15 protein-coding genes and 1 pseudogene (1 of these 16 running past the window's edge) are annotated in these 19,235 nt (G+C 35.5%); all 16 read left to right on the forward strand.

From position 1 onward, the window contains the following. Positions 1–163: 163 nt before the first annotated feature. Complete coding sequence (locus AC0L7Q_RS15970) at positions 164–505, forward strand: hypothetical protein (RefSeq protein WP_138608910.1); 342 nt, start codon at positions 164–166, stop codon at positions 503–505. Positions 506–507: 2 nt separating this feature from the next. Further along, positions 508–1,752, forward strand: a complete 1,245-nt coding sequence (locus tag AC0L7Q_RS15975; protein ID WP_413401026.1) for an HlyD family secretion protein — start codon at positions 508–510, stop codon at positions 1,750–1,752. Beyond that, positions 1,752–3,965 carry a peptidase domain-containing ABC transporter gene (locus tag AC0L7Q_RS15980; protein WP_413402896.1) on the forward strand — a complete coding sequence of 738 codons (2,214 nt, stop codon included), beginning with the start codon at positions 1,752–1,754 and terminating at the stop codon, positions 3,963–3,965. Before AC0L7Q_RS15975 ends, AC0L7Q_RS15980 begins: the two co-directional genes overlap by 1 nt. A 3,211-nt stretch (positions 3,966–7,176) precedes the next feature. After that, positions 7,177–7,341, forward strand: a complete 165-nt coding sequence (locus AC0L7Q_RS15985) for a hypothetical protein (protein ID WP_418157321.1) — start codon at positions 7,177–7,179, stop codon at positions 7,339–7,341. A gap of 1,085 nt (positions 7,342–8,426) precedes the next feature. Continuing rightward, entirely contained in the window at positions 8,427–8,600 is a 174-nt protein-coding gene (locus AC0L7Q_RS15990) for a hypothetical protein (protein WP_171039663.1), read from the forward strand. A gap of 12 nt (positions 8,601–8,612) precedes the next feature. Then, positions 8,613–9,530: an ATP-grasp domain-containing protein gene (locus AC0L7Q_RS15995; protein ID WP_413401027.1), complete on the forward strand. Its 918-nt coding sequence runs from the start codon at positions 8,613–8,615 to the stop codon at positions 9,528–9,530. 256 nt (positions 9,531–9,786) lie between these two features. Next, a complete protein-coding gene (locus tag AC0L7Q_RS16000; protein WP_309167869.1) occupies positions 9,787–9,972 on the forward strand; it encodes a hypothetical protein in 186 nt (61 codons plus the stop codon). Positions 9,973–10,084: 112 nt separating this feature from the next. Further along, the gene (locus tag AC0L7Q_RS16005; RefSeq protein ID WP_309167869.1) at positions 10,085–10,270 is read left to right on the forward strand and encodes a hypothetical protein; all 186 of its coding nucleotides are present in this window, start codon (positions 10,085–10,087) and stop codon (positions 10,268–10,270) included. Between the two features lie 112 nt (positions 10,271–10,382). Then, positions 10,383–10,556, forward strand: a complete 174-nt coding sequence (locus AC0L7Q_RS16010; protein ID WP_413401028.1) for a hypothetical protein — start codon at positions 10,383–10,385, stop codon at positions 10,554–10,556. Positions 10,557–10,639: 83 nt separating this feature from the next. Next, a complete protein-coding gene (locus tag AC0L7Q_RS16015; RefSeq protein ID WP_283235055.1) occupies positions 10,640–10,762 on the forward strand; it encodes a hypothetical protein in 123 nt (40 codons plus the stop codon). A gap of 682 nt (positions 10,763–11,444) precedes the next feature. Further along, on the forward strand, positions 11,445–12,887 hold the full coding sequence (locus AC0L7Q_RS16020) for a lantibiotic dehydratase (protein WP_418157322.1): 1,443 nt from the start codon (positions 11,445–11,447) through the stop codon (positions 12,885–12,887). A gap of 26 nt (positions 12,888–12,913) precedes the next feature. Further along, positions 12,914–14,587 (forward strand): annotated as a pseudogene (locus AC0L7Q_RS16025) (thiopeptide-type bacteriocin biosynthesis protein); the annotation flags it as partial. A gap of 220 nt (positions 14,588–14,807) precedes the next feature. Further along, positions 14,808–16,166, forward strand: a complete 1,359-nt coding sequence (gene glmU, locus AC0L7Q_RS16030) for a bifunctional UDP-N-acetylglucosamine diphosphorylase/glucosamine-1-phosphate N-acetyltransferase GlmU (protein ID WP_413401030.1) — start codon at positions 14,808–14,810, stop codon at positions 16,164–16,166. Between the two features lie 123 nt (positions 16,167–16,289). Next, positions 16,290–17,225 carry a hypothetical protein gene (locus tag AC0L7Q_RS16035; protein ID WP_409424284.1) on the forward strand — a complete coding sequence of 312 codons (936 nt, stop codon included), beginning with the start codon at positions 16,290–16,292 and terminating at the stop codon, positions 17,223–17,225. Between the two features lie 3 nt (positions 17,226–17,228). Beyond that, the gene (locus AC0L7Q_RS16040; protein WP_409424285.1) at positions 17,229–17,834 is read left to right on the forward strand and encodes a DUF1240 domain-containing protein; all 606 of its coding nucleotides are present in this window, start codon (positions 17,229–17,231) and stop codon (positions 17,832–17,834) included. A gap of 158 nt (positions 17,835–17,992) precedes the next feature. Further along, positions 17,993–19,235: the 5' portion of a choice-of-anchor I family protein gene (locus AC0L7Q_RS16045; RefSeq protein WP_413401031.1), read on the forward strand. The gene runs 542 nt beyond the window's last position; 1,243 of the gene's 1,785 nt are visible here — the first part of the coding sequence; the start codon lies at positions 17,993–17,995; its stop codon lies beyond the right edge, outside the window.

Genomic DNA, 19,235 nt, shown 5'->3' on the forward strand with positions numbered 1-19,235 from the left:
TTATTTATAAATAACATTTAGATTTAAGTATTTGAAAATAAATAATTTTATTAATTATTCTTACATTTGCTAAATGAATAATTATCTGTGAATATAAATTCCATCGAATCAGAGGGCGCCAATAAAAACCCTCTTTTAAAAGTTAAATAATTTGGAGTTTACTATGACGCTTAATGAATATTTTAGTAGTTACTATGCATTAATCTGCGATGGTAGCTTAGATGATCTAGAGGATTATTTTTGTTCAGGCTCTCCTTTATTTAATGCAACCAAGCAACAGTTTGAAACACTAAGAAAGCAATTTGATTTTAAGTTTACTTTGCAAAATGTTGCATTAATTGCAAAGCAAGACGACTTATTAGTTATAAGAGATGAAGTTAACTTTAAAGCAGAAATTGATGGTAAAAATATAGATAAAGTGTCGAGCAATTTACATTCGCTAGTGAAAGAGTCAGGTGAATGGAAATTACATTGTAGTACACCACTACCTGAGGCAATGGTGTAAATATGTCAGATTTATTTCGTAAAGAAGCGATTGATCATCAAGGGCAAAAACTTGATGGGGAAGTCACTATAGCAACCCATATGTCTTTTACTTGGATCCTTGGTTTAATTTTAGGCATTGTGATTATTGGTTGTACATATCTTATTTTAGGTGAGTATCACCGAAAAGAAGTGGTGTCTGGATATTTACGACCAACAACGGGTTTATCAAAAATTTATCCTTTAACAACGGGGGTTATTGATGAGGTGTTTGTTGAAGAAGGCCAAATTGTTGAAAAAGGCCAATTGTTAGCGCGAATAAGAATGGAGCGACTGCTTACATCTGGAAGTGACGTTAACGACGTTATTGTGAGTCAGCTTATAAAGCAAAAGCAGTATATTAATGAGAATTTAAAAACACAAAAGTCATTGGCTGGTGTCAGTGTTGAAAAGCTAGAGTCTCAAATTGCTAGTACTACTTTTCAAGTTGAGCAAGCGCAAAAGCAACTGTCACTACTAAGTAAACGGGTAGTTTTAAGTAAAAAAAGAGTTGCAGATACAGAACTATTAATAGAAAAACAATTTGCTTCGAATGCTGATTTAGAAACGGTTAAAGACAATTACTTTGCAATACAACAGCAAGCAGAAGATCTTGAGGCTCGCTTACTTTCTCAGCAAGAGTTACTAAGTCAGTACCGGTTTGAATTAATACAAATGCCAATGAACCAACAAGAGGTTGAATCGCAGTTGCGTTCTCAGCTAGCAAACATAAATCAGCAAATTAGCCAGGCTGAATCGCAAGGTAGTTATGATGTTAGAAGTCAGCGTAGTGGCCGTATTAGTAACTTATTAGTTAAGCCAGGGATGATGGCACAATCAAATTACCCATTGATGGCAGTGTTACCAGAAGATACAAAGTTAGAAGCCGTTCTTTTTGTACCCACAAGGGCATATGGGTTTGTGCAGAAAGGGCAAAGTACACGCATTCGTTATCAGGCATTTCCGTATCAACGCTTTGGTATTTATGACGGAGAAATAAAAAGTGTTTCTAAGTCAATACTTTTACCAAACGAGACGGCTTTACCAGTGTCGCTCCAAGAGCCAATGTATCAAGTGGTTGTAGAGCTAACGAATCAAAATGCACAAGCTTATGGAGCTTCAGTTCCTTTGCAAGCAGGTATGTTACTCGAAGCAGACATTATGGTAGATAGTCGTTCACTCTTTGAGTGGTTATTTGAGCCAATATATAGCATTAAGGGAGCAGTATGATGGAAAACCCAATGCATTTATTAAAATTTAGCGGAACAAAACGTCTCCCGGTAATTTTACAAACAGAGGCCGCGGAGTGTGGGTTAGCAAGTATAGCAATGGTTGCCGCCTATTATGGTTACAAAACAGACTTAACTAGTTTACGCCAAGAACACGAAATATCTTTGAAGGGTGCAAACCTTGAAGAGCTAATGCAAATTGCAGATAAATTAAAGTTAAGCACACGAGCACTAAGGTTAGATTTAGAACATTTATCACAGCTTAAAACACCCTGCATTTTACACTGGGATATGAATCACTTTGTGGTTCTTAAAAAGGTAAATAAAAAGTCAATAGAGATACATGATCCAGGTTTAGGCGAACGAAAATATACAATGGAGGAGTTCTCTAAACATTTTACAGGTGTTGCGTTAGAGCTTAGTCCAACTGAAGAGTTTAAATCTGAAGATTCGCGGGTGAACTTAAAATTATCTGACTTTTGGAGCAAAGTAACCGGTTTAAAGTCAACGCTAGGTAAAGTATTTGTTTTATCACTATTACTGCAAGCATTTGCAATAGCGAGTCCTTATTACATGCAGCTGGTAGTTGATGAGGTTATTTTAAGCTATGACCAAAATTTACTCGCTATTTTAGCTATTGGCTTTGGACTGTTGATGGCAATAGAGATGGTGACAGGAGCTGTACGGAGTGTTTTATTACTGCATTTTGGTAATTTAATGAGTATACAGCTCGGGGCAAACTTATTTCATCATTTAGTCAGACTACCTTTACAGTATTTTGAAAAGCGACATATTGGTGATGTTGTCTCTCGGTTCGGTTCACTGCAACAGGTAAAAGAACTTCTAACTAAAGGTGTGATTGAAGCGGTTATTGATGGTGTTATGGCTATTGCGACACTCATTATGATCTTTTTATATAGCCCAAAGCTGAGCGTTATCGTATTAATTGCAATTGCTATTTATGCAGTATTCAGAATTGCAATGTATCGCCCATTACGTCAAATGTCAGAGGAGGTCATTGTTAACCAAGCTAAAGAGCAATCTAACTTTATGGAAACAGTGAGAGGTATTCAAACTATAAAATTGTTTGGCCGAGAGGTGCAAAGACAAAGTGTATGGCATAACAAATATGCAGATAGCTTGAACTCAGGTATACGAGTAGGCCATTTAAACATAGGCTACGAAGCGTTTAATAAAGTTATTTTTGGCCTTGAAAATGTTCTAGTTATTTACTTTGCAGCCATGTTGGTCATGGAAGGTGATTTAACGGTCGGTATGTTGTTTGCCTTTATGGCTTATAAACGCCAATTTGTAGAAAAAATGGCAAGCTTAATCGAAAAAATAATCGAATTTAAAATGCTTAGCCTTCATTTTAACCGCCTAGCTGATATTTCTTTAACTGAGAAAGAGCAAGATATTCAAGGGAAAGTGAGCGGTAAAAAAATCAGTGGCGATATAGAGCTTAAAGGCATTAATTACCGATACAACAAAAAAGAAGCACCGGTATTTAAACACCTAGACCTATCAATTAAAGCCGGAGAGTCAGTCGCCATTATTGGCCCGTCGGGTTGCGGTAAAACCACACTTGCAAAGTTAATGCTTGGATTGTTTGAACCCGACGAAGGAAAGATTGAGGTAGACGGTGTTGATATTAGACAGCTAGGACTTGGTCAATATAGAACGCAGATTGCAGCTGTAATGCAGGACGACCAGCTTCTATCAGGGTCAATAGCAGACAATATATCGTTTTTTGACCCAGAGTTCGATATGCAACAAGTTGAATGGGCAGCCAAAATTGCGGCTATAGATAACGATATTTTACAAATGACAATGGGCTACAACACACTCGTTGGTGATATGGGGGCTGCATTATCGGGCGGACAAATACAGCGTTTATTACTAGCAAGAGCTTTGTACAGAAAACCTAAAATTCTATTTATGGATGAAGCAACAAGTAACTTAGATACAAAGCTAGAGTTTTCAGTAAACGAAGCCGTTAAAAATTTAGATGTGACACGCATTATTATTGCGCATAGGCCTGAAACAATAGCCAGTGCAGATAGAGTTATAGAGCTTAGATATGGTGAAGCAATAGAAGTAGATAAGCCAGATTTAGGTTCACGAACTAAAGCTATAAAGAAAATAAATAGCTTAAATATTGAAAATGAAGAGTTTACAGACACAAGTTCAGACGGAAGTTTTTTACTAAGTTAATTAATAAAAAAGGAAAAATAAATGAATGAGTTAAACCTAAATGAAATGAAAAGTGTAAACGGTGGCTTTGAATGGCCATGGGAGAAATGGTACAGAGATCACTATGAAAATTTAATCAAATAAAGAGTTAAGTAAAAAGTAGATATCAATTATACGAAGTTAATGACGGAAGTAAGCTGTCATATAATTTAGGTTATGAAATAGGCCGTTTGCTGATTAAATCTAGAGTCTAGATTCCTATTATATCAAGGTCTCTTCCAAGCTAAGTTTAATATTAGATATGTGTATAAAACAAATAAAAGGTAATAAAAAATGAAAACTTTGAGTGTATATGAAAAAGCTGAAGTGAATGGTGGTGCAATTTCTACTGGGAGCAGACCTGTTATATGTGGCCCTATTGAAATACCAAAACTTAATCAGTCGTCTTACTAAACACAGTAACCTTAAATTTTAAAGAGGAAAATATCATGAATGAATTGAACATAATGCAGGTAAAAGAAACTAGTGGCGGTATTGTAGATGGTGGCTGTGTAATTGGACCTAAAGTTCCAACTATTTCAAAGGTTTTTCAATAGGAGAGGTTTATGAAAACATTAAATGTAGTTCAGTTGGAAGTAGTGAGTGGTGGTGTTTCAACGGTTTATCATGAGGGTGCATGGTTGCAAGCCATTAAAGATCTAATGAATCAACTTAAATAATCAGATAGGAAAATATCATGAATGAATTGAACATAATGCAGGTAAAAGAAACTAGTGGCGGTATTGTAGATGGTGGCTGTGTAATTGGACCTAAAGTTCCAACTATTTCAAAGGTTTTTCAATAGGAGAGGTATATGAAAACATTAAATGTAGTTCAGTTGGAAGTAGTGAGTGGTGGTGTTTCAACGGTTTATCATGAGGGTGCATGGTTGCAAGCCATTAAAGATCTAATGAATCAACTTAAATAATCAGATAGGAAAATATTATGAATGAATTGAACATAATGCAAGTGAAAGAAGCTAATGGCGGCATTGTAGATGGTGGCTGTGTAATTGGGCCTAAAGTCCCAACTATTCCAAAGATTTTTCAATAGGGGAGATATATGAAAACATTAAATATAGTTCAGTTGGAATTAGTGAATGGTGGTGTTTCAACGATTTATCATGAGGGTGCATGGCTGCAAGCCATTAAAGATCTAATGAATCAACTTAAATAATCAGATAGGAAAAATAAAATGAAAGAACTTAATAAAAAAGAGATTACAAATAGTGTTTTTGGTGCAGGTGACTGTTGGGGTATTGGTATTAAAGCGGGTGAATACTCAATCTGTATTGGCGTAAATGTGGAATAAGGAAAAAGTAATGATTGAATTAAATGCAGGTTCTAAAATATTTGTTTCTGGTGGAAAGTGTAGTGGAGTTTGGTTAGGAACAAGTGATGGTGAGTATGGTATTTGTATTGGCAAAAGTGAAAGTTAATAAATAAAGGAATTAAGATGAAAGAGTTAAATAATTACGATTTGTTCCGTTCAATTCTGGGTGCAGGTACTTGTAGTGGTGTTGCAATTAAATTGAATGATGGTGATTTGGTGCTTTGTTTTGGTGTAATGGAATAAAAGGATATTTAGTATGTACGAAATAACTCATAGTCAGCTTGTTACAGATATTACTGGTGGTAAGTGTTATAGCCAAACAATTTCTATCAAGGGCAATGATTTTACTATTTCAGTTGGTAGTTGTGAAGTTTAATTAATAGTACTTATAAGAGGAATTAAAAATGAAAGAATTATATAACGTTAACTATATTGTCGGTGGCACATGTATTTCAAGTCCAGTTTTTATGCTTGTTGACCATTATTATGGTGTATGTGTTGGTATCAAAATTAAATAATCAGATAGGAAAAATAAAATGAAAGAACTTAATAAAAAAGAGATTACAAATAGTGTTTTTGGTGCAGGTGACTGTTGGGGTATTGGTATTAAAGCGGGTGAATACTCAATCTGTATTGGCGTAAATGTGGAATAAGGAAAAAGTAATGATTGAATTAAATGCAGGTTCTAAAATATTTGTTTCTGGTGGAAAGTGTAGTGGAGTTTGGTTAGGAACAAGTGATGGTGAGTATGGTATTTGTATTGGCAAAAGTGAAAGTTAATAAATAAAGGAATTAAGATGAAAGAGTTAAATAATTACGATTTGTTCCGTTCAATTTTGGGTGCAGGTACTTGTAGTGGTGTTGCAATTAAATTGAATGATGGTGATTTGGTACTTTGTTTTGGTGTAATGGAATAAAAGGATATTTAGTATGTACGAGATTACTCATAGTCAGCTTGTTACAGATATTACTGGTGGTAAGTGTTACAGCCAAACCGTAACACTATTTGATAATGAATTTACAATACTACTTGGTAGTTGTGAAGTTTAATTAATAGTACTTATAAGAGGAATTAAAAATGAAAGAATTATATAACGTTAACTATATTGTCGGTGGCACATGTATTTCAAGTCCAGTTTTTATGCTTGTTGACCATTATTATGGTGTATGTGTTGGTATCAAAATTAAATAATCAGATAGGAAAAATAAAATGAAAGAACTTAATAAAAAAGAGATTACAAATAGTGTTTTTGGTGCAGGTGACTGTTGGGGTATTGGTATTAAAGCGGGTGAATACTCAATCTGTATTGGCGTAAATGTGGAATAAGGAAAAAGTAATGATTGAATTAAATGCAGGTTCTAAAATATTTGTTTCTGGTGGAAAGTGTAGTGGAGTTTGGTTAGGAACAAGTGATGGTGAGTATGGTATTTGTATTGGCAAAAGTGAAAGTTAATAAATAAAGGAATTAAGATGAAAGAGTTAAATAATTACGATTTGTTCCGTTCAATTCTGGGTGCAGGTACTTGTAGTGGTGTTGCAATTAAATTGAATGATGGTGATTTGGTGCTTTGTTTTGGTGTAATGGAATAAAAGGATATTTAGTATGTACGAAATAACTCATAGTCAGCTTGTTACAGATATTACTGGTGGTAAGTGTTATAGCCAAACAATTTCTATCAAGGGCAATGATTTTACTATTTCAGTTGGTAGTTGTGAAGTTTAATTAATAGTACTTATAAGAGGAATAAAAAATGAAAGAATTAAACGCAGTACAATTAGAAGAAGTGAATGGTGGTAAATCAATAGTTGATAGTATTAATGAAACTATTCAGGATTTAATTGATATTTTGTTTTGATTTAATGAAAACTTTAAATAAGAAAGAGATATTTAATATTAACGGTGGTACTAAAAGTTTAGCGGATAAAATTGATGAAATTTTTAGTAAGATGGTTGGTATTTTTAATCTGAAAAATAATATTGCCCCTCTTGGCGGAGAAGTAATATTAGCTTATTGCGAGAAATAAGATGAATAAGGAGCAGATATGCTCCTTTTTTTGCTTTAAAAGATGCACTAGCTCAAACAAGAATTAAAACATCGGTTTGAAAAAATGAGTTCTGAACGCCCTCCTATTATTAGCAGCCAAGCTCATTTCCTTTAGCTGTAGAGTTAGTACTTAACTGCTTCAAACTTAGTCGGTGAATTGCCTATCTACGAATAACTCTTAAGGTTGTAAATAATTTATATAAAGTAGATTTTTCAGCGGTCAACTTTTTATCATTACTGTTTTCAGCTAGGGTGGTGATTGACTGTTTAGCCTCGGTAATTAGTAGAAGGCCGTTTACTTTTCAATATCGATTAGTTCAGCTTAAAGTTATAGTTGGTGAGTGGCCATGATGCCGTGAGTCTAGACTTATTATGATGTGTTGTTTATTAGCTTATTCATTGATTAATAAAAGCACTAAAAATAGCCACGGAACACAATTAGATATAAAAAGTCCCATATATTACTTTTAGTAAATACCGCTCTCCCATTGCGAAAAACTACAATTAGCATTGGAGTAGTAAGTGGATAAATCAAAATTACCTCTATTGCTAGATCACTTGTTTCACTTTGCACTGAGTTGTTTATTTTCGCTTTAAAGAAAAGTGTTTATTGATAACTTTGCGATCTACTCAAAGATTAAACCTCATAAAGAAACCTTATTACTAACTTTTTCTATGTCTACTTAATTTATAAATAAAAGGTGTCTATATTATTCAGGAAGAGCCTAGTTCCTAAGTTCCTGCAATTACTACCTATAGTCGAAACCACCTTATTATTTCACCAGCTAATTAAAACAATATACAGCGCTTACAAACCGCGTTATTTCATATTTAGAGCATAAAATGAAATTATAATAAAATAACATTTCAGCGCAAGCTATTGATTTGTATTGATTTGTTGTTTTTTTTAGGCTTTTGCAATCTTTAAAAAATAAACTCATTATTAATCCCGTCGAAAACATAGAGCGACATGAATTTGAATTATAAACGAGTAATTGGCTGGTTTAATATGCATATTTAAAAGCGTAGTTGTACAGCCAAAAATAACAGAATAGGAATAATAAAATGGCTAAGTACTTCCAATCAGAATATGAATTAGAGCGTTTTTTAGATAAACAAATGGCAGCAGACTGTATTGACAGCTATTTAGATTCAGACGGTGTTATAAGTAATAGCTGTCAAATATTTAATATCGCGGAAAGCGACATAAGTAATTTAGATTATTACACACTTAATTAATAGGGTTTATAAATGGCTTATATTGTTATTGGGCAGTTACATGATGAGCATGCCTTGAAAATACTAAATAAATTAAAAGCGAGAAATGTAGATGCATATCTACTGCAATCACATGACTTTCCAAACAAAGTAAAGTTTAGTTTTTCACCCAATGATGGCGATGGCAGCTTAACTTTAAGTTGTGGCACGCTTATCAATTTAAGTGATATTAAAGCCGTGTTCTGGCGTAGCTTCTCGGGCGTGTCTGATGAAGAGACTCGAGCCACTTTTATGACTGAGCAGGGTATTGCTGCAAAGGATAGTATGGCCTGCTTAAGGACTTGGTTTTACTTAAAAAATGGCACTAAGTGGGTTAATGGTTGGGAGGCTTTTCAGCATCATCAAGAAAAACCGTATCAGTTACAAAAAATAAAAAATTTGGGCGTTAAAATTCCTCAAACCTATGTTGGTAACAACATAGAAGATATAAAGCTTGCATATAAAAATTTAGAGCAAAGTATTTTTAAACCCGTTTTTGGTGGCGCGCATACTGAAATTTTAACAGAGTCTCACTTAGAGGCTGGAAGAGTTGAACCAGCGTTGGCTAAATCCCCTATTACAGTACAAGAGTTTATAGCCGGCACTAATATACGGACTTATGTAATAGGTGAGCGTGTTATATCAATAGAGCTTAAAAGTGAGTTGGCTGATTTTAGAGTAGATGATGATGCAAAACTGGTAGTGATTGATACACCTGAGCTAATAAAAAAACAAGCTATAGAAATAACAAAAGAGTTATACCTTAATTGGACCGCTATAGACTGGCGTAGGGATAAAAGCGGTGAGTATTATTTTTTAGAGGCAAATCCTTCACCCATGTTTATTGGTTTTGAAAAACAATCAGGCATTTCAATGTCCGATTATATTGTTGATTACATGTTAGAGCATTAATAATTAATAAAACGGAGAGCATATATGAAAGAGTTAGATATTGTTGAGATTAAAGCCGTTGCTGGTGGATTAGGTTGGGACGAAAATGGTAATTGGGTCGACTGTTTGGGTCAAGTTATTAGAACTTTAACCCGGTAATCATGTAAGTAGCTAAATACAAATATTAGTTTTTACTGTTACGTGAGTTCTTGGCGGAGTATCACGTAATAGACACGGCAATAAAGCCATTAACGAGAAAGTAAATAAGGAAAAGAAAATGCATCCATTTTCATTAGAAAAAACACAAGAAGAGCAAGTTGTAGGTGGCGTTGCCTCTAAAGTTACTTATTTTGGCGGTTGTACAGAGGATGGCGGTGGTATCAACCCTACAGACCCAATTACAATGGCAATCCCAGAGGATGGTAACGACCCTCGTCCATTCCCACCAGAAGACTGGATGTAATTAAAAAATATAGTTTGAGATAGCTTTTAACGTTACGTGAATTCTTGGCGGAGTATCACGTAATAGACACGGCAATAAAGCCATTAACGAGAAAGTAAATAAGGAAAAGAAAATGCACCCATTTTCATTAGAAAAAACACAAGAAGAGCAAGTTGTAGGTGGCGTTGCCTCTAAAGTTACTTATTTTGGCGGTTGTACAGAGGATGGCGGTGGTATCAATCCTACAGACCCAATTACAATGGCAATCCCAGAGGATGGTAACGACCCTCGTCCATTCCCACCAGAAGACTGGATGTAATTAAAAAATATAGTTTGAGATAGCTTTTAACGTTACGTGAATTCTTGGCGGAGTATCACGTAATAAACACGGCAATAAAGCCATTAACGAGAAAGTAAATAAGGAAAAGAAAATGCACCCATTTTCATTAGAAAAAACACAAAATGAACAAGTTGTTGGCGGTAAAGGCGACTTCAATGTAACCCTCGCTTTAAAAGAGACCGGTGGTCCAGATGATCCGATCACTATGGCTATCCCTGAAGATGGTAACGATCCTCGTCCATTCCCACCAGAAGACTGGATGTAATCCTCTTTAGGTGCGGGGTCGCAGTGCCCCGCAGTATAAGTAAAAGTAAAGATTTATTTTAATAAGCAATTTAAGGCGAAAAAATGATTCAGTTAAAAAATAAAGAAACAATATCTGCTATTTCCGGTGGTGTACGTATGGACGAAAATGGTAATGGTTGTATTCCTCCATTTATTAATTTCCCTCCATTTATTACTAAGCGATAGTAGTAAAATCTATAGAGATAGAAAAAGTAGATAATATTTTTGGTGCTGTCAGAATGGTTAAGGTTGTATTTGCATTCCACCTATTATCGTTATTGGCACATCACCATTTTAGGTAATGTGATTAAGTCATAAAATTAAAACGGCTAGTTTCATAAAAATACCTAAAGCCAGCCTATTAAACGCCGATTCTAATTGTATGAGTAAGCATATAATAACCAGATACTAGAGATGTTTTAGTTTCAATAAGTAAAATAAAAAAACGTCTTTATATTGTTTTCATCAATCGACTTTTGCTTTTTTACGCAATGTCCTCCTCCGGCTATTAGTGGTGTTATCTCATTCGGTATAAGCTTCATGCCCGACGATAACTTTTTAATTTTCTTTTTATTTAGTTTCATTTTCATCATTTATTTCAATAGAACATGCCTAACTCATTTAATCCTCATAGAAACCATTTTACAACCCCTGGATGTTAATGTTTGTGGCTTTGCGTAGTCGTTCTGTATATTTTGTTTTTTAAGTGTTTAAAAATGATGGGTTGTTTGTTAACTCTTGGCTTTCTTATGCAGTATCATCATGATAAAAGACATTCTAATAAAAAATAATAGTAATGGGTTATAGTCTGCAGAGGGTTTGGTTGTTCTGATTGCTGTTTGTTACTTAAAAATGAAAGGATGTAGTAGTGTCTGAAAAAATAAAAAGTGCTCCGTTTTTTGTTATACGTGTACCACGGTTAAGTAATGAGCTGCTATTACAATTTAATGATGTAAATGCAAATACTAACAAAATACTAGAAAGCTGGTTAGGTATGTACGGTGTTCAAGAGGCGCTTTATCTTGCAAGCCCTTCTTTATTAGAACGCATAAGTCAATGGCGTGAAAAGCCAAACACCAAGCAAGGGAAAAAGATTTCACATGCCTTAATAAAATATATGGTTCGAATGTGCTCAAGGCCAACGCCATTTGGTTTGTTTTCTGGTGTAAACAAAGGCGATATTACTTCGTCTACGGATTTAATTGTTGGAAATTATAAAGAAGATAGCCGTAAAACGCGTTTAGACATGTTTTATTTAAACGCACTAAAAGATTACTTTATTAAAAATACCCCTCGCTCAAATTCACTCATATATAAGCCAAACCCCTCACATTATTTTATTGCGGATCAATGCCGGTATATAGAAAGTTACCTCTTAGATAATAGTATGCAATATCGATTGAGTGCCATTGAAAGTGATGAGTATTTTAGGTTTGCTCTAAATCGATCTAGCGCCGGTATTAGCTTTAATAGTTTATGTGAGGCCTTTTTTATACAATACAAAGATGCAAATAAAGAGGATGTTGAGTCCTATATTCAAGATTTAATTAATGAAGGGGCGCTAGTAGCCGACATTCCGTTACCGTTAACAGGAGATTCTCCTGACTATGCTTTATTAAAATCAATTCAAAACCTTAATGAAAATTATATTTCAGACAATTTAGCAACTACATTAGTGAAAATAGAGTCTTTAGATGAAGATAAAAAAGGGACTATTGCCCCCTATAAGCAATTACTTTCACATTTAGAAGAACTGCCAATAAAAGTGCAAGAAAACAAGCTGTTTCAAGCTGATGTTTATCGTAATTACAATGCTTGCTATTTAAGTGAAATAGAAGTTAATCGTTTGCAAAAGCAGCTTGAACTGCTGTCTGGTTTAAGTGCGAACGAAGCAAGTAACTCTTTATCTCAGTTCATCAATCAATTTCATAATCGTTTTGAAGGACAGTTTGTACCACTAGATGTAATTTTAGATGATGAGACTGGGATTGGCATTTCAAATGAAACTAGCTATGAAACACCCTTGTTAGCAGGGTTACACCTTGCTCGCGCAGGAAGCATTTTAAATTCAACCGCAAGTATCAGTTTAATAGACTCAATTATTGAAGACGCTATCAGCCTTCCTGCTAATCGTCATAAAGATTGTATCGTGCTAACAAGTAAAGAATTGAAAAGTAAAATAGCGAATAAAGATGCTATCAAAAGTTATCCTAGTTCTTTTGCAGCTATGTTAAGTCTTTATGAAGATGATAAAAAAATCCAGTCTTTAAGTTTAATGGTTGTTATGGGCCATCATCGGCAAATTTATTAGGTCGCTTTTGTCACTTAGATGAAAATTTTAAAAATGCAGTGATAGAGGAGTTAAAACAAGAGCAAGCGCACTCACCCGATGTTATTTTTGCTGAAGTTGTACATATGCCAGAAGGGCGGCCAGGTAATGTTATTGCTCGCCCGCATTTACGAGAATATGAAATTGTATTTATGGCAGATAGCAGCCTAAATAAGGAGTATCAAATACATTTAAGTGATTTATATGTATGGGTTGAAGGTCAGCATGTTAAGCTTTGGAGTAAGAGACTAAATAAACAAATTATTCCGCGTTTGTCATGTGCGCACAACTATTCATCGCGTAGCCTTAGTGCTTATAAGTTTTTATGTATGTTACAACACCAAGACGGACGCCCTATTAACTTTTCTATGCCGCAAAGTACATCTAGGCATAGTTTTGTTCCACGAATAATGTTAGATAATTTAGTGCTGAGTGAAAAAACATGGCGCGTTGATAGAAAACATCTACAAGAAGTTTTTATTGATGGCCAACTAGATTTAGATAAGCTTAATACTCTCTTCAATACCTACCAGTTAGATACACAAGTTTGCTATGCAATGTTTGATAATATTTTGCAGTTAGATTTGCGAAACTCTGATATGTTTGAAATTTTACTCGCAGAGACTAAGGGGCAAACTAAGGTTGAGTTGAAGGAGGTTTTATCTTCTAGTTTTTCGTCTCGCGTTAGAGATGAGTTTGGACATCATTATAATAATGAAATAATAGTGCCTTTTAGAAATACGCAAGCAAAAGTACATAAACACTTTGTAGATGAGCCTCTTGCAAATATATCAGCGTTGCCAATTAAACGACGATTTAGTGCTGGCTCTGAGTGGCTTAGTTTAAAAATTTATAGTGGTAACTCTTTAGTTGAGCAACTTTTGAGTGAGAAATTACTTCCACTCATTGAGTCGAATAAAAACTTGTTTAACAAGTGGTTTTTTATTAGATATTCAGATCCAGATTGGCATATTAGAGTTCGTTTTCACGGGGAGCCAAATATATTATGTGGCGAATTATTACCTTTATTAAATAACTTACTTGATCAAATGATCGAAAGCGGAGAGTTACATAAAGTAGAGTTAATGACCTATGAGCGAGAAGTTGAACGCTATGGAGGCCCTGAATCTATAGGTTTAGTTGAATCTTTATTTATGTATGACAGCTCATTAGTTGCAAAAGCGTGTTTATTAGTAGATGACTACGGTGAAGATATACGTTGGCGTATAGCTCTAAACTACACACATAAGTTGCTTAATCTATTTGATTACAGCGACGCTGAGCGGTTAAATCTAATCAGCCATTTACGAGATGGTTTTGGTAATGAGTTTAATGAAAACAGTATTTTACGTAAGCAATTAGGTAACCGTTTTCGAGAGTACCAAGCGCAGTTAGATGATGATTTCAATAAACTAAACATTGCTGCTACAGATGAACTGGACGAAATTCAAACGTTTATTTCTAAGTTATTTAAAGAATGGATGAGTGATGCTGAACCAGTAGTTAAAGTTTTAGTTAAGCTTATTAAAGAAAATAAACTTAACTGCACTCGAGATTCACTTTTAAGCTCTCTTTTACATATGCACAATAACCGAATGTTTAAAGCATATGGTAGAGAGCAAGAGTTTGTAATACATGACTTGTTAAGGCGAAAATACTTTTCGATGAGTAAAGTTAAATAAAAAGGCGCGTTTAAAGAATTAATACCTTTAAACGCGCTTATATATTCCTTAAATCCCCGCTACAATAACCCTATTCTATTAGGTGTTATTTTGCTTAAGTTAAGATTCAGTAGTCATTGCTTAGCCTACTGAGTATTTGCACATGATGTGACTTACGTAATCTACTTTGCAGCACACTTATTCTATTAAGCTAAAACAACGGAAAAAGGAAATTGTTTTAATGGCTCTAACAACGGTTATTCTTGCAGCGGGTAAAGGTACCCGTATGCGTTCTGCTCTTCCTAAGGTACTGCATAAAGTGGCAGGTAAACCTATGGTTCAACATGTTATCGATAATGCCAATGCGCTAGGTGCAACCTCTACTAACTTAGTTTATGGTCACGGCGGCGAACTATTACAACAACAATTAGCCGATAATAACGTAAACTGGGTGCTGCAAGCTGAACAGCTAGGTACAGGCCACGCAGTGGCACAAGCTAACCCACATATAAATGACGACGACACTGTACTGGTTTTATACGGTGACGTACCTTTAACTAAGCAATCTACACTTGAACGTTTATTAGCAGCGACACCTAAAAATGGTTTAGCAGTATTAACCGTTAATTTAGCAAACCCAAATGGTTATGGGCGTATGCTGCGTGTTGATGGCAAGCTAGTGGGTATTGTTGAACAAAAAGATGCTAACGCAGAGCAGTTACTTATAAACGAAGTAAACACTGGCATTATGGCGGTTAATGGTAAGCTTTTAAAAACATGGTTAGGTAACTTGTCTAACAATAATGCCCAAGGTGAATACTACCTAACAGATATAGTTGCTATGGCGCATAGTGAAGGCGTAGAAATTACATCAGCACAACCAGATCACCCAATGGAAGTTGAAGGTGCAAATAACCGCGTACAACTTGCAGGATTAGAGCGTGCTTACCAAGCATGGCAAGCAGAAGAACTCATGCTAAATGGGGCCACCCTTGCTGACCCTGCACGTATTGACGTACGTGGCGACGTTAAAACAGGTGAAGATGTCCTCATCGATATCAACGTTATTTTTGAAGGCAATGTAACGCTTGGTAATAACGTACAAATTGGACCTAACTGTGTACTTAAAAACTGTAGCATCGGTGACAATGTTATTATTAAAGCCAATACACTAATTGAAGATGCATCAGTTGCGGCTCAATGTACACTCGGTCCATACGCCCGCCTTCGTCCTGGTGCAGTAATGGAAGAAGACTCGCACATTGGCAATTTTGTCGAAATGAAAAAAACCCGTTTAGGCAAAGGTTCTAAAGCAAACCACTTAAGTTACTTAGGTGATGCTGAAATTGGCGAGAAAGTGAATATTGGCGCAGGCACAATTACCTGTAACTACGATGGGGTTAATAAAGCAAAAACCATTATTGGCAATAATGCCTTTATAGGGTCTAACTCGTCACTGGTTGCTCCTGTAAACATTGGTGCTACAGCAACTGTGGGTGCAGGCTCTGTTATTACCAATGCCGTAGCGGATGATCAGCTAGCCGTAGCACGTGGCAAGCAACGTAATTTAGATGGTTGGAAACGCCCAGTTAAAAAATAGTAATGACCATTACTTATTAAATATTTAAAGCGAGTTTCATAACTCGCTTTTTTATTGCCTAAATATTCTTAATTAATTAGACTATTAGATAATGGATTAAAATATAACTCAAGGAAGTGTTACATGTCAGCTTATGCTCGCCGGGCAATCGTTGAAAGACAACGCCAAAGTCAAATAAAAAGTATCCTATCAGGTAATAATCATACTCTAATTCAAATGAACTCAGCAGAGTTTGTTGATTATATTATTTCTGTAAAAATGAAAGAAGGTAAATCTCGTTCTGAAGTAGTCGATTGGCTTGATGATTTACTGGAAAAGCACAATTCACTATCAAGTAAATGGAAACGAATTAAAGACTCATTAAAAACTGGAGGAGGGCTCTACCCTTTATTTGATGATATGAAGGCATTAGCCATTATAGCGACTATAATGCAGCGCCAAGGTAATGTTTTCGGTAAGTTTAAAATTAAAGTTTATAACGGCTCTCCCGCTATTATAATGACTTCTTACCCTGGTATCAGAGCACATTTAACGGGTACTCGTTATTTAGCAAGTAACCCCAAACTTTTTACTATAGGAGTCGGTAAATTAGAAGCTGCAAAAGCGATGAGAGGCGGTTTTGTGCTCACTCTGGTAATTTCAGTAACGTTTCATGCGGTAGACTTCCTTTTAAATGATCAAAAAACATGGCATGACTTAGTTGCTGGTATAGCAGTAGACATGGCCGTGGTTGGAGCAGCTATAGCTACGACAGTGGCTGTAACGCATATTGCAACGGCCTTTGCTGGGGCTGTTATTGTTACCAGTGCAGTAATACCCCTTATTATTGTTGTTAGTGTAGGGCTCGCTTTTACTGTTCTCACAATGGTTTTTTCAACAGACCCAATCGTAGATGCTATCGCATTTAAGCTGAGAAAAATTGAAAGCGACCTTAACTCTGGAATAATTAACATAAATAAAAAGCTGAAAAAGGGTTTTTCTGAAGATCCCTATGCCTTTTTTAATTCTTTATTTGGGTTGCCATCTATAAATCTAAATAGTAATAAAAATGAGCTATAAACAATGTCTATTTTAGAATGGGAAAAATCCGAAGAACGTTTTACAGAACAAAGCTTCGAGCATAAATTAACAGTTGTGATAGGCCTGTTTGCTTTTATATTATTTACAATGGCTTTATTTTATTTCTCTTATTATGGGTTTGTTGAAAATGTTTATTTTGATGAGTCGCTTTATTATATTCGAGAAAGCGGCTTGTTGGCTCCGATAATAGTAATGACTCCATTTCCTGTTTTAATGACAATTGCAGGTTTACAAAAAGTATTGAACTTCCGCAATGAAAAAACAATAAGGTTAATGGTAAAGCTTATGCTGCGCGCAATACCTTTATATATAATTTTATCTATTGCTAATAGTTTTTATATTGAGTCTAAATTAACACGTGAGGGATATAGCTTTTGTAATTGGTATACTAGTCCATCATTCAGAGGTCCCGATGTTTGGTTAAAAAATGATGAATTATGCCTACAGGATGGCTCTCTCATAATCAGTGATGTTACCGATTGGTTTGAACAGAAAAACCAACAAGGTATTGAGCCTTCAGTTGATGAGTTAAAAGAGTTTATAAAAATAACTCGAAAAAGGCGCGATGATTATATAAATAATATGTAGCGGCCAGTCCGTTTTAATGAGTAACAGGCCAAGCCCTATTTAAGGCGAGTTTTATAACTCGCTTTTTTATTGTCTAAATATTCTATAAATAAAAATGCCATACTGTTGTCATCCCTGTGTGTTGATATTTAACGAATACAACACTAAGGAAAACAATAATGTTAAACAAATCAATAATAGCCCTTTCTTTGCTATCACTATTAAGTGGTTGCTCACTTGATGGTGATGACGGCCAAGATGGCGCACAGGGTGTACAAGGTACAGCGGGTAATAATGGTGAAAACGGCACTAATGCAAATTCAGCTTTAAATATCAATCTTATTGGTCGTGCAGTACTCAATGCACAAAGCCCAGAGGGGGCAGCTGAAATAGTCGCCTACCAAGCTTCTAAAAAATGGATTTATGCTATTAATAGCTCTGGTGATGAGGCTGTTGTGAATATTATTCCTGCAAATACGTTCGACACCGCTGCATTAGTAAAAGATAACGAAGGTATTGTAACCGCGACTAACCTAGCCTCTGCTATTACGCTCTCACTAAATGAAAATACACCTGGCGATGCAAACAGCATTGCTATCGATGCAAATAACCAATTATTAGCGGTAGCAATGGCTGCTACAAACGTAGGTGAAGCTGGCCAAATAGCGTTTTATAATATTAGCGGAGATACACCAGTATTTATTAAAAATGTAACAGTGGGTGCCCTACCCGACATGGTGACATTTAGCCATGATGGTGAAAAAGTAGTGGTTGCTAATGAAGGTGAACCAAATGGCGATTACAGTATCGACCCCGAAGGCACTATTAGCATTATCGATATTAATAACGGCACTATTGCCGATACTGCTTTGAGTATCAACTTTCAAGCTTACAATAATCAGCAAGCAGAATTAGAAGCGCAGGGCTTAGTGTTTTCCAATCCTACTGGGCGTACTATTAATGGCAATTTAATCAATACCACCGTCGCGATGGATTTAGAGCCAGAATATGTGAGTATTTCCAAGGATAATAAATACGCCTATGTCTCTATTCAAGAAAATAACGGCCTAGCTATCATCAACCTTGAAGATAATTCCCTTGAGCTAAAAGGGCTCGGTTTTAAAGATTGGTCAAACTTACAATTTGACGCTTCAGACAAAGACGGCGGTGTTAACTTTAAATCATACCCTGGTTTATATGGCATGTATCAGCCAGATACAATTGCAAGTTTTAGTTGGAAAGGAGCCAACTTTATTGTATCTGCCAATGAGGGTGATGCACGCGAATACTTTTTTGATGCCAGCGATGAAGCTGATTGTATAGCCAAGGGCGGCCTTGATTATGACGCTAAAGATGGGTGTTTGGCATATATAGATGAAAGCCGCGTAGAAGATCTAGCTCTCGCAGCTAACTTCGATTACT

The sequence above is a fragment of the Pseudoalteromonas sp. KJ63-1 genome, assembly GCF_055808145.1.